Source organism: Castellaniella defragrans 65Phen, assembly GCF_000612685.1.
GTDB classification, from domain to species: domain Bacteria; phylum Pseudomonadota; class Gammaproteobacteria; order Burkholderiales; family Burkholderiaceae_B; genus Castellaniella; species Castellaniella defragrans.
Genome location: NZ_HG916765.1, coordinates 1 through 12,474, shown reverse-complemented (window position 1 = coordinate 12,474; position 12,474 = coordinate 1). Strand labels below are relative to the sequence as shown.

Sequence of the window (12,474 nt, the reverse complement as noted above, 5' to 3'; positions counted from 1 at the left end):
GCGGTTTCATTTGTGTGTCATCACATCGAAAAGGACGACCCGTGAAAATGATCGACCCAACCCTGTATTTCGACGCCTCCCATTACTTGAGCCGGAACCCCGACGTCTTCGCGGCCGGCTTGAACACCGCATCGGCGGCCTGGCGCCATTACCTGCAGTACGGCGCCGCCGAATCCCTGGCCGGCCCTCCCGGCCGGGCGCCGGCCCCCTGGTTCGACGCCGCGTGGTACCTGGCGCAGCATCCCGACCTGGCCGCCGCCGGCCTGGCCCCGGCGGATCTCTTCGCCCACTTCGCCACCTGGGGCATCGCCGAAGGCCGCGCGCCCGCGGCAGGCTTCCACGCCACCCATGACGAACTGGCCGCCTATGCCGCCGCCAACGCCGACCTGCGGCAGGCCTTCGGCATCCACGACGCCGCCCGGCTCAGCCCCGTCCAGCACGAAGCCCTGGCCCGCCATCTCTATCAATATGGCTACGCCGAAGACCGCGACGCCATCCCCTTCGACCGCCCGCCGCCGGCCGACGCCCACCTGTTCCACCTGAGCGAGCGGATCGAAACCCTGCGGGGCACGGAGGCCGACGATCTGTTCCTGGCCCCCACGCTGTGGGCGGGCGGCGCCCAGACCAACACCCTGCAGCCCGGCGACGCGATCCACGGCGGTGGCGGTTTCGACACCCTGGCGCTGGAATCCGTGGGCGGGACCATTCCCCTGCGCATGGACGGCGTCGAGCACCTGCGGCTCACCGCCCACTACCTCACCACGCTGGAAGCCGCCTACGCCCATGGCCTGCAGACGGTCACCGTCGAGCAGTCGGCCGGCGCGGTCACGGTCCGGCATCTGGACAGCCTGGTCGGACTGGCCGTGCGGGACCAGGTGGCGGTGCGCGACCCGGCCTTCGGCGTGAACCACATCACCCTCACCTATGGCGGACAGGCGCTGGACGGCGCCGCCACGCAATCCATCGTGCTGGACCGGGCCGAACTGAAAACGGGCGGCGCCTGGCTGTATTTCGATGCCCTGGGCGCGGGCACGCTGGACGCGCTGGACATCACGGCGACGGGCGCCTCGTCGCTGGCCGGCATAGGCGGGGCACCGGACCCCGCCTATATGGGTCCCGCGTCCGCGGTGCTGGACGGCGTTTCCGTGGTACGGGTGCACGCACAGGCGGTACTGGACCTGGGGCGGCTGTCCACGCCCGGCCTGACCCTGCTGGATGCCTCGGATTCCACCGCCGGGGTCTCGGCGGACCTGTCGCTGGTGGGCGGCGATATGCTGCGGATCGTGGGCGGCGCGGGCGACGACGTCTTCATCCTGGCGCCGCAGGCGTACCCGGACCAGTGCGTGGCGCTGTCACTGGGCGGCGGCCGCGACACGATCATGCTGGGCGACCTGGCCGTGTCCGGCGCGGACCGCATCCGGGTTCTGGCCGGCCAGGCGTATGACGACCCCGCCGACGTGGACGCCGCCCTGGCCGCGCAGGGGCGCCAGGCGGGGCGGTGCTGGCGTTCTGGCAGGATGCGGCCGGCACCGTCTGGCTGGGCCATGACGCCGATGGCGGCCTGGATGGCGGCGGCGCCGGCATCCGCCTGATCGCCTCGGTGGACGACCGGGACCTGGGCGCGGTGTCCGACGCCCTGGCCGGGGGGCCCTGACCTTGGCGTAGGGGCGGTCCACATCGCCGGGGCGGCTACCTTATTAATATCCGGAATGTCCATATAAAGCCGCTCCGGCCCGGCCTGTCTGTTGTGGAAACGCAACCCTCGGGCCGGATTCGGCGCCAAGATGCCCATTTGGCGCGGGGAAGGCCCTTGCGTCCAGGCGCCCAGTGTAGACTGGCCCTTATCCTGCTGAATCGACAGGATGTCCTGTCGCTCACGCCCGTTCCGGCGCGGGCGGCATCCGAAACGGCAGCCGGCGTGCGCAGCACCGCGCCGGCTGTGGGGCCGGCACCGATTGACATGGTTTTTCGTTCTGTTTAGACTTCGCCGTGTTACTGGATGCTGGGTATGACGACACCGGGTCGATTGGCCGGCTACAGCTAACATCCATCGATGGGTGTGACCCGCAACAACTAGGATGATTATCAATATGGCTAATCCGTACTTCAATGCGCAGTACTACCTGACGCAAAATCCCGATCTGATTGCAGCCGGTATCAACACGGTCGACGCAGCTTGGGCCCATTATGTCAACTACGGCGCAGCTGAAGCCTTGAATGGCGTGTCCAGCCGTTCGCCGGCCCCGTGGTTCGACGTCCAGTACTACCTCAGCGCGAATCCCGATCTGGTCACCTCCGGCCTGACCGGCGCCCAGCTGTTCGAACACTTCGTCACCTACGGCATCAACGAAGGCCGCGTGCCCTCGGCCACCGCCGCCAATATGACCGACGCCAGCCTGCTGGCCTATGCCAAGGGCAACGCCGACCTGGCTACCGCGTTCGGCGTTGCCGCCGACGCCACGTCGCTGACCGATGCGCAGCGTGATGGCCTGGCCAATCACTTCTACGAGTACGGCTACAAGGAAGGCCGTGCTGACGCGCCGTTCACGCCTGACAGCAACCCGGGCCAGACTTTCACGCTCACTGTCAATCAAGATAATCTGACCGGTACTGCCGGCAATGACACCTTCAATGCGCCTGCTGCACAGAACGGCGCGGGCGCCCTGATCAACACCTTGCAGAACGTCGACGTGCTCGACGGCGGCGCGGGGACTGATACCCTCAAGGCTACGCTGTTTGAAGCCGCTGCCGTGGGCGCAACGCTCAAGGGTATCGAAAACGTGGAAGTGCGTTTTGCCAACGCCGGCGCTTCGCTGAGCTTGGCCAACACCACCGGCGTCGAGTCCGTGGTTGTGGCTGAAAGCACCACCGCCGGCCTTGTGAGCAACCTGGGCGGTGTCGCCAACCTGACCGTCCGTGGCCAAAACTCGAATGCCAGCTTTGACGGCTCCACGGCCGCCACGCTGAACCTGACCCTGGACACCGTAGGCAAGGCCGATGCCGCCAATACCGTTGATCTGGGTACGGCCACCGCTGCCAAGGCCACCACGCTGAATGTGACTGCCAACAATGCCTACGTCACGGTGAACTCCACGAAGGCTGACGTCGCCACCACGCTTTCCGTGGCCGCTACCGGCACCAACGTGCTGACTTTCACCGACAGCGCTGCTACCGCCAAGGTTGTCACCGTCACTGGCGCAGGTTCGGTCAACCTGACAGGCGCGGCTTTTACCGCCGCCCTGACCAGTTTCGACGCTTCGGCTAACACCGGCGGCGTGAAGGCCGATATTCAGAGCAGCGCCACCGCCGCCGTCAAGGGCGGTTCTGGCAATGACGTATTCGACATGGACACTACAGTGACCGCCAACACGACAGTCGACCTGGGTGCCGGCAACGATGCCATCTACGTGGGCGCCAAACTGGCCAGCTTCAAGTCGATCGCTGGCGGGGAAGGCACCGATCTCATCAACATCACCGACGCCGCAACCTGGACGGCTGCCAATTCCAAGCTGATCTCCGGCTTCGAAACGCTGGATGTATCCGGTGGCAAGGGCGACTACGACGTGTCGCTCGGCGGCTTCGAGACGGTGCAGATCGACGAGGCCGTCAACGGCGCACTCTCTGCTGCCACCAAGCTCATCAACGCTGGTGCGGATTTCACGCTGAATGTGATGAGCAAGGCCAAGACCAATGCGGACTTTGACTTGGCCAACACCACTCAAATCGTTCTGAAGGATGCTACCGGCAAGGCTGACTCGGTGCATATCAATGTGGCTATCAACGATGGCAACAACGATGGCACTGCTGATGGTAACGTGATCTTCAAAACAAGCACCACTATTGCCGACGTGGAGAACATCAATATTCACTCCGCCGTAGCCACCATCGATACCGGGCTGAAGGCCAATGCCTATAGCACCACGTTCGATAACCTGATCATTGCCAATGCCACTACCCTGACGCTGACAGGTGACAGCGATATCATCTTCACGAAAGTGACGAATACAGGCAACACGCTGGCCAAGGTCGATGCCACCGGCTCCAGCGGCGACATCACGCTGAACGCCTCGGCTATCACCACGCAGATTGCCTACCAGGGTTCTTCTGGTGTGGATACCTACAAGGCTACTGACGGTGGTTCCATCTACGGTGGTGCCGGAAACGATCAGATTACGCTGGCAGCCGCTGGCAAGGCGGATACCATCATCTACAAGTCGGCTTCGGACGTGAGCTTCACGGACACCAATGCCGATGGCAAGATCGATGCTGGTGCGGTGGAAGCAATCGCCACGTTTACCACGGCAGCCTCTGCAGGCGCTAACCAGGCTGACAAGATTGACCTGTCCTCGTTCGGCTTCACCGGCTATGCCGCGGCGGATGCAGTGAACAAGGGCGCTCTGGCTGAAGCACTGGGTGGCGGCAACTTCCAGATGCAGATTGCCGATTTCTTTGCCGATGCGGCAGGTGATCGTGGCGTGGCTATTGGCACCAATGGTGGCAATACCTACGTGTTCGTGGATGCCGATGGTGACGGCAACTGGAATGCCGCGGCTGATCTGGCCATCCAAATCACAGGCGTTGTGAACTTCACGATCAACGATATTTCCCTCTGATATCATCCTGCATTATTCCCGGCCATAGGCCGGGAAGCGTTAAGACGGATAAGGCCGACCCCCGCCCTGGTTCAGGACGGGGGTTTTTCACATATCATTGCACATCACCCGATCCTGGGCATGTCCCCTGCCAATCACTAAAACATCATGAGCACTGTCTGGAACGAAGGCTACTTTACCGACGTGGCCTACACCTATGGCTACTACCGCGAGATCAACCCCGTGTTCCAGCGCTTCTGCCTGCTGCTGCGCGGCTTTGCCGCACCCGATGCGGCGCAGCAGCAGCACTGCGAACTGGGCTTTGGTCAGGGAGTCTCGATCAACATCCATGCGGCAGCCAGCCCGGACAGTTTCGTGGGCACCGACTTCAATCCCGCCCATGCGGCGCACGCCAATCAATTGGCCGCCATCTCGGGCAGCGGCGCACGCCTCTTTGACGACAGCTTCGAGCAGCTGCTGGCACGCACCGACCTGCCGCAGTTCGACAGCATCAGCCTGCACGGCATCTGGACCTGGGTGAGCCGCGACAATCAGAAGATCATTGCCGAGTTCGCCCGCCGCCATTTGAAACCCGGCGGGCTGCTGTACATCAGCTACAACTGCTTTCCGGGCTGGTCGCCGGCCTATCCGCTGCGCCAGCTCTTTGCCTTGCACGACCGCTTTATTCCCGGCGCCACGGGGGCCGTGCAGCGGGTCGAGGCCGCGATGAAATTCTCCGAGGGCCTGCTCGCCGCGCAGCCCAATTACCTCAAGGCCGTGCCGCATCTGCCTGAACGGCTGAAGAAGATCATGGAGCAAAACCGCCACTACCTGGCCCATGAATACTTCAACCGCGAGTGGAACTGCATGTACTTCACTGACGTGGTCGATGCCTTGTCGCCCGCCAAGCTGGATTTCGCCTGCACGGCTGCACCGCTCGATGCGGTGGAGTCGGTGAACCTCAGTCCCGATGCGCAGACGTTCCTCGGAAGTATCGGCCATCCCATTTTGCGTGAGCAGGCACGTGATTATTTCGTGAACCAGCAGTTCCGCAAGGATCTCTATGTGCGAGGCCCTATCCGCCTGCCGCCGGTCCTGCGCCACCAGCAATTGCTGCAGACCCGTTTTGTCCTGCAGCAGCATGCGGCCGATGTTCCGCTGAAAGTGGCTGCGGCTGCCGGCGAGGCTACGCTGCAGGAAGCGGTGTACCGTCCCGTCCTGGATGCCCTGGCCAGCAACCAGTACGCACCCAAGACGTTGCGTGAACTGGTGGCTGCCCTGCCCGCGTTGCAAGAGGTTCAGGTCCTCGAGGCGCTGACCGTACTCGTAGGCACGAGTGCGGCGGCCCCTTGCCAGAGCGAGGCGGCTGCACGCCAGGTGCACAAGCGCTGCGATGCGCTGAACCGCCATCTGATCGAGCGTGCGCAGTTTTCCAATGACGTCGAGGTGCTGGCCAGTCCGGTGCTGGGCGGTGGTGTGCCGGTGCGCCGATTCCAGCAGTTGTTCCTGCTGGCTCGGGCCCAAGGCCGCAAGAATGCGCAGGAGTGGGCGCAGCACGCCTGGCGGATCATCGAGGCGCAGGGTCAGCGCATCATCAAGGAGGGCAAGACGTTGGAGTCGCCCGACGATAACCTGGCCGAACTGACCCGCCAGGCCAATGAGTTCGCTGAAAAGGGGGTGCCTTTGTTGAAGGCGCTCCAGGTGGCGTGACGGAAAGCAGCAGAACAAAGGCCTCGCAACCGAAATTGCGAGGCCTTTTGCGTACTGGCTCAGGCGTTTCATTCCATTCGTGCTAGCCCTCAGAAGCTCTTTTGAACTTCATTCGGTAGCGCTGCAGAATAACATCCGTCGCATATTCCTGAATCCAGCCCAACGGACAGAATTCAGGAAATTATTTACGAATGGCTTTGCCTGATAAATCGGGAGATTGATTACGCAATCGCCGTGATATCACCACCAGCAAAGGTCAGGCCAGCGGCTGCATTCACGCCAGTCAGCTGGATCAGGACATCATTGGCCCCGATACCCGCGTTGCCATCAGTGATGAACAGATAGCTGTTGCCACCATTAGCCCAGACCACGGAGGTACCAGCAGCATCCGCACCGACAGCAGTCAGCTGCGCAGCCAGAGTGGTATCCGTTCCAGCAAAGGTCGCCAAGCCATTAGCATTGATGCTGGCCGTCCCAGTCACCGGTGCCGTCGCGTGAGTAACCGCCGCCAGATTGGTGCCGCCAAAATCTATCTTGTTGCCAGTGCCGGCCGCCCAGTCGGTAATGGTGTCATAACCCGTAACGCTGTTGGCAGCCGAGCTACCAGCAGCAAATACGAAGATATTGGCACCTGCACCACCAGAGAGGCTGTCGATGCCAGCACCACCGGTAATCGTATCGTTGCCAGCACCACCCTTGATGATATCGTTATTGGCAGAACCGGTCAGCGTATCATTTCCGGAGCCACCCAGGAGTTGAGCACCGGTACCAACGGCGTACGCCGAGGCATTGATGGTGGTAGCACCCGATGAACCCGAGGCGTCAACGATCAGGTTGGTTGCCGTCTGACCCCCTGCAATAGTGATGCTGTTCACACCAGCATTGCTGAGGGTGATGCTGTCGAGCGAGATCGCATTCGTGGTTGTCAGCGTCACTCCACCAGTCGCGGCAGCCACGGTACCATTGCCGTCCAGCACCAGCTTTTCCACTCCCGTCAGCGTCAAGTTGGTCAGATCAATGGTGTTAGCGGCGCCAGCAGCCGTGGTCGTGGTCAGAGCTGCCTTGACGGTGTCGATCTGACCAGTGACGGTCGCATCCTTCACCCCGATAGTGATAGCATTCGTACCACCAGCAGCAAGAATCGCGACATTGGCTGCCTGAGCGGCAGACAGGTTAGTCACACCGGTAGCAGTCGTACTGCTTTGATTGATGAGAATGGTATCGATCGTATTGCCAGCAGCCAAGTGCTCGACATCGACCGACACGCCATCTTGCACTTGCAGTTGCTCGAAACCCTTGTAGAACTTACCGACAGTTGCGGTAACGTGGGTGGAGTCAGCCACGACCAGGCGATCAGCCGTGCCAGCGCCTGCATCCACCGAAGCGGTGCCAGCCAGTACGGCGCCCGTGGTAACGACATCGTTGCCGCTGCCGCCGACAAATTTGATCCCGGTGACATTGTTCAGCACAGCAGTCACGCCGCCCGTGTTGGCCGAGGCGTCCACGCTGACGACATTAGTGGCTTGCAACGTACCGATGTTGGCGGTGCCAGCACCCTTGACGGTGATCGCCGTGCTGGCGGCCAGGCCGGTAATGTTGCCGGTGGTCAGGTTGGATTGGGCGTCGATGGTAACAGCCTTGACGTTGTCGGCCGTACCCGCGCCAGTTCCGAACGCTACACCATTAATTGTATTGACACCGTTAGAACCAGTAATGGTAGCGGACGTAAGGCCAGCGCCATCAGAAATGGTGAGAGTCCCAGCGGCCATTGCCCCTGTTCCTCCTGTAACAGAGATATTGGCAGATGTTGCGGCAGCAACGTAGCTTGCGGTCAAAGCGCCCAAGGTGGCCACGCCATTACCGATCAAGCCAGCAGAGGCATCCTTAGCCAGATTGGAGACTGTCAGCGCAGCAGTACCACGATCCAGGTTGACTTCCTGCAGGCCGGCAACTTGACTTGCGTCGACAGTGGCTGCAGCCAGGGAACGCACGTTGACGACTTCGATGTTCTTGATATCCGCATTGCCCAACGCATTACCGGCGTTATCAATAGTGACATTCAGCACGTCCTTGCCAGCGCCGCCGTCAATGACGTCAGGAGCGGTCAACGTGGAGTTGGCAGCGCCGATATAGCCATTGACGATATCGTTACCAGAAGTACCGACGATATTGTCCACACCTGTAGTGAGCGGTGTAGTCTGCCTGCTCCCGGCCCAGGATTCATCGGGCTTTGCCACTTATCGTCTGTCTGTCACCGGCCCGGCAACGACCATGCTTTCCTCCCGAACGGCCAGAAAATGAGGGTGCGGAGGCATGACTATGATGCTTTCATCCGTTCGTACTTCCCAGTCTGGCGGGGTGGTGGGGACATGCCCAGAATGAGGCTTCCCGCATCCGGAAGCCCGCCATGCCCGCTCGGAACGATGCTGCGCCTGCTGCCGGCGCAGGCGCCGCTGCGCCCTCCCCGGCCGACGACCACGACAGTCCTTGGAAGGAGGCCATGGAGGTCTTCTTCCGGCAGGCCATCGAGCTGCTGGCCCCGGACCTGTACCCGGCCATCGACTGGTCGGTCGCCCCGCAGTTCCTGGACAAGGAACTGCAGGCCCTCGGCGTGCCGGATGGCCCGCCCGGCCGTGGGCGGCTGCATGCCGACAGGCTGGTGCGGGTGCGCCATCGGGCCGGTGCCGATGCCTGGATTCTGGTCCACATGTACACTTGTCCCAGTGGCTGGATCGCTGGGACGAACTGGAATCGCTGGCGCGCACGAACCCGTTTGCGGTGGTGGTCATGGCGCAGCTGCAGGCCGTGCGGTACCGGGCCGGGACGCGGCGGGTGGCGCCGGCGGTATCCCTGGTGCGGATGCTGTACGGGTACGGCTATGGCCATGAGCAGATCCAGCCGCTGCTGCGGCTGATCGAATGGATGCTGCGGCTGCCCAAGGACCTGGAGCCGGTGTATCTGGCGGCGGTGGAACGCCTGGAACGGGAGCGCAAGATGAGCTATGTGATGATTGCCGAGCGGCGCGGCATTGCCAAGGGCCTGGAACGGGGCCAGGTCAAGGGCCAGGCCGACCTGCTGCTGCGCCTGCTTCAGCGCCGCTTCGGTGCGGTGGGCGCCGACGTGGTGCAGCGCATTCGCGCGGCCGGCATGGAAGAACTGGAAACCTGGTCGTTGAACATCCTGGACGCTGCCACCCTGGAGGATGTGTTCCGCGGGTGAACAGCGCCAGAGCCCTCTTTGTGACCTGCGCGGCCAGCGCCAAGCTGCAAGGGGGGCGGTGACATTGCAGGACGAGGATCGGGGGCTGCAACGCAAATCGCAGGAACTGCACCATAGTTAACGGCGTTAACTCGTCTTCGAAAAACTGACGACCACTCATGCGGCCGTTCGTCAATATTGGGCTCCTTGGCAAATCATATGGGCGCGGCCTCAGGTGCCCCACAAGCTCGATAGCGGCGCCGCCCAGATTCCGTCCCCCAAGGGCATCGTCTCGGTGCCGTCATACAGCAACACGCCCATCTTGAATTGGCTGCCCGCCAGGCTGGCCAGCTTCTTCAGCCCACGAAGATCGCCTTCCTTGACGGTGGCTGCAGCTTTCACCTCGACCCCGACCAGCTGTCCGGCCGTATTCTCGATCACGACGTCGACCTCGAACTTGTCCGCATCCCTGTAGTACATCAGGCGATAGTCGCCATCAGCCGTGGTGGTGTGCTTGAGCAGTTCACCAAAGACAAAGGTCTCCAGCACGTTGCCAAACCGCGTGCGGTCTTGACGCACCTCATCAAAGGTCAGATCCAGCAACGCCGCCAACAGACCGGAATCTATGAACTGCAGCTTGGACGTCTTCACCACCCGGCTCAGGCGGTTGCGTGCCCAGACATCGATCCGCTTGAGCAGGTACATCCGCTCGAATACGCCGACGTAACGCGAGGCCGTCTTGCCATCCAATCCGACCTGGCCGCCGAGCTGGGTGTAATTGCACATCTGGCCTGCCGTCTGCGCCAAGGCCCGGAGGAATCGCGGCAGCTGATCCAGCTTCTCGATGCCTGCCACATCACGCACATCACGCTGAATGATCGCGTCGGTGTACTGACGCGCCCACGCGACACGGCGCTTGGCCGAGGCGCGTGAAATAGCTTCGGGGTAGCCGCCACGCAACACGCGTTCGACCAGGTCATTGCCCAGTGCAGGCTGATCCACCTTGAGTATCCGACCTGCGAAGACGCCATCGATCCAGTTCGCCGAGTGCGACTCGATTTCGCTCTGCGACAAAGGCAACAGCGACAGGGTTTCCATTCGGCCAGCGAGTGAGTCGGCCACGGCGGGTAGTGCCATCAAGTTGGCCGAACCGGTCAGCAGGAAGCGGCCAGGACGCCGGTCTTCGTCCACGCTCTTCTTGATGGCCAGCAGGAGCTGAGGCGCACGCTGGATTTCATCAATCACTGCACGATCCAAGCTACGAATCATCCCGACCGGATCTTCCCGTGCCGACAGCAATGTCAGCTCGTCATCCATGGTCAGGTAGCGCAATCCCTGTTGTTCTGCGATTTGCCGTACCAGCGTTGTCTTGCCAGCCTGACGAGGACCTGCCAACAACACAACTGGCGTGTCCAGCAGCGCTTCAGCGATGCGCGGTTCGATCCAGCGCGGGAAAAGGGATACCACATTCATGCAGGAATGGTATCGTGAATCTCGGAAATCAACAACGTAAATTACGGAATCAATGGGCGTAAATATCGGAATCAAGTCGCGTGAATTGCGGAACGGATAGGTTTCACGTTCGCCAAACGCAAAAATCCCCCGACCCCATCGCCGGCAAAGGCGGTGAGCGGTGTAGTCTGCCTGCTCCCGGCCTATGATTCATCGGGCTTTGCCGCTTATCGTCTGTCTGTCACCAGCCCGGCAACGACCGTGCTTTCCTCCCGAAAGGCCAGAAAAGGTGGATGCCGGCGTGGGGCAGCGCATCCCGCGCGGCCGGCATGGAGGACCTGGAGACCTGGTCATTGAACATCCTGGACGCTGCCGCCCTGGAGGATGTGTTCCGCGGGTGAACACCAGTCGATAGCCTGGCAGCTGCCTCTGAATCCAGGGCATGGCCGCCGCCCTGCGCCACCAACTCGACCAGCCTGGGACCGCAGCGCTGTGCTTCAAACGAGGTGGCGTACCGCGAGGATACGCACCGCTGGAGCTTCTGACTGTGGAGTGAAGTAGCTGTTGCGCCGCCGATGCTCCTTTCGGCCGCGGCGTTCCGGGGTCAATGTTCGGTGCGATCAGACCCATGCTGCGAATCAGCCAGCGTCTGGCCGACCATGCCTTGAAGCGCGACATATTCCGCGACATAATAGTGTCGCGCTTGACACTCCTGCACGACATTGCACGACAGATTCACCGCAAGGAGGCTATCCGATGCTACCAGCCGCGCTGGCCGAAGAACTCAACCGGATCGAATCCATCGTCGCGGCGCATCCGAGCGGCATCGGCATCACCGCCATCGAGGCCGAGATTGCGCGGCGCCACGGCGACAAGCCCAACCGCCGCACATTACAGCGCCGCCTGCAGAAACTGATCGAGTCGCAGCGCATCACCACCGAGGGCGAAAGCATCGCCTTGGTCTATAAACTGATTTCCGGCGGTGTTGTACCAGCCAGCGCTTCGCTGACACTCGCCGCCACGGCAACGGCCGAGGCTGAGCTGTATGTTCCGGTGTCCCCAGAAGGGGCGGCCATTCGCGATCGGGTTCGACTCCCGCTGATGCATCGCCGACCGGCCGGGTACCAACGCGAGTTTCTGGAAGACTACCAGCCCGGCACGACCTTCTACCTGCCCGAGTCGCTGGCGACGCCAGCTGCACGAAATGGGGCGCACCTCTGCCAATGAACGGCCTGCAGGAACCTACGCCAGGGACATCCTGGGCCGGCTGCTGGTCGATCTGTCGTGGGCTTCGTCCAGGCTGGAGGGCAACACCTACAGCCGGCTCGATACCCAGAACCTGATCGAATTCGGCCAGGTTGCCAAGGGCAAGGATGTCATCGAAACGCAGATGATCCTGAATCACAAGGCAGCCATCGAGATGTTGATCGAGGACGCCGACGAGGTGGGCTTTGACGCCTTCACTTTCAAGAACCTGCATGCGGGTGCTGTCGCAGGACTTGATGCGTGACCCGCAGGCCAG

The 12,474-nt window shown here is 62.0% G+C and carries 8 protein-coding genes; 6 read left to right on the top strand and 2 right to left on the bottom strand.

Going from position 1 to position 12,474, the window contains the following annotated elements; translation table 11 throughout:
* The first annotated feature begins 47 nt into the window (after nt 1–47).
* The 3 genes from BN940_RS19165 to BN940_RS00025 all read left to right on the top strand — a co-directional run bounded on the left by BN940_RS19165 (nt 48) and on the right by BN940_RS00025 (nt 6,302).
* A complete protein-coding gene (locus BN940_RS19165; protein WP_043678788.1) occupies nt 48–1,592 on the top strand; it encodes a hypothetical protein in 1,545 nt (514 codons plus the stop codon).
* A 498-nt stretch (nt 1,593–2,090) separates the two neighbouring features.
* Nucleotides 2,091–4,613 carry a beta strand repeat-containing protein gene (locus BN940_RS00030; protein WP_043678785.1) on the top strand — a complete coding sequence of 841 codons (2,523 nt, stop codon included), beginning with the start codon at nt 2,091–2,093 and terminating at the stop codon, nt 4,611–4,613.
* Nucleotides 4,614–4,760: 147 nt separating this feature from the next.
* Nucleotides 4,761–6,302 carry a methyltransferase regulatory domain-containing protein gene (locus BN940_RS00025; RefSeq protein ID WP_043678782.1) on the top strand — a complete coding sequence of 514 codons (1,542 nt, stop codon included), beginning with the start codon at nt 4,761–4,763 and terminating at the stop codon, nt 6,300–6,302.
* 221 nt (nt 6,303–6,523) lie between these two features.
* Here BN940_RS00025 and BN940_RS00020 read toward each other — a convergent pair whose 3' ends face one another.
* Complete coding sequence (locus BN940_RS00020; protein ID WP_206778294.1) at nt 6,524–8,479, bottom strand: beta strand repeat-containing protein; 1,956 nt, start codon at nt 8,477–8,479, stop codon at nt 6,524–6,526.
* A gap of 538 nt (nt 8,480–9,017) precedes the next feature.
* Here BN940_RS00020 and BN940_RS00015 point away from each other — a divergent pair.
* Entirely contained in the window at nt 9,018–9,521 is a 504-nt protein-coding gene (locus BN940_RS00015) for a DUF4351 domain-containing protein (protein WP_052355472.1), read from the top strand.
* 210 nt (nt 9,522–9,731) lie between these two features.
* On the opposite strand, the gene BN940_RS00010 is transcribed toward BN940_RS00015, so the two are convergent.
* A complete protein-coding gene (locus tag BN940_RS00010) occupies nt 9,732–10,973 on the bottom strand; it encodes an ATP-binding protein (protein WP_043678778.1) in 1,242 nt (413 codons plus the stop codon).
* A 735-nt stretch (nt 10,974–11,708) separates the two neighbouring features.
* Between BN940_RS00010 and BN940_RS19160 the strand changes: the two genes are divergently transcribed.
* Both BN940_RS19160 and BN940_RS19155 read left to right on the top strand, forming a co-directional pair.
* Nucleotides 11,709–12,179 (top strand): hypothetical protein, encoded by a 471-nt coding sequence (locus BN940_RS19160; protein ID WP_158386215.1) that lies wholly within the window; start codon nt 11,709–11,711, stop codon nt 12,177–12,179.
* Nucleotides 12,157–12,462: a Fic family protein gene (locus BN940_RS19155; RefSeq protein ID WP_158386213.1), complete on the top strand. Its 306-nt coding sequence runs from the start codon at nt 12,157–12,159 to the stop codon at nt 12,460–12,462. Before BN940_RS19160 ends, BN940_RS19155 begins: the two co-directional genes overlap by 23 nt.
* The last annotated feature ends 12 nt before the right edge of the window (nt 12,463–12,474 follow it).

Coding starts and splice junctions, on each gene's coding strand:
- BN940_RS00030 (WP_043678785.1), top strand. CDS start 2,091: ATGGCTAATCCGTACTTCAATGCGCAGTACTACCTGACGCAAAATCCC.
- BN940_RS19165 (WP_043678788.1), top strand. CDS start 48: ATGATCGACCCAACCCTGTATTTCGACGCCTCCCATTACTTGAGCCGG.
- BN940_RS19155 (WP_158386213.1), top strand. CDS start 12,157: ATGGGGCGCACCTCTGCCAATGAACGGCCTGCAGGAACCTACGCCAGG.
- BN940_RS00010 (WP_043678778.1), bottom strand. CDS start 10,973: ATGAATGTGGTATCCCTTTTCCCGCGCTGGATCGAACCGCGCATCGCT.
- BN940_RS00025 (WP_043678782.1), top strand. CDS start 4,761: ATGAGCACTGTCTGGAACGAAGGCTACTTTACCGACGTGGCCTACACC.
- BN940_RS19160 (WP_158386215.1), top strand. CDS start 11,709: ATGCTACCAGCCGCGCTGGCCGAAGAACTCAACCGGATCGAATCCATC.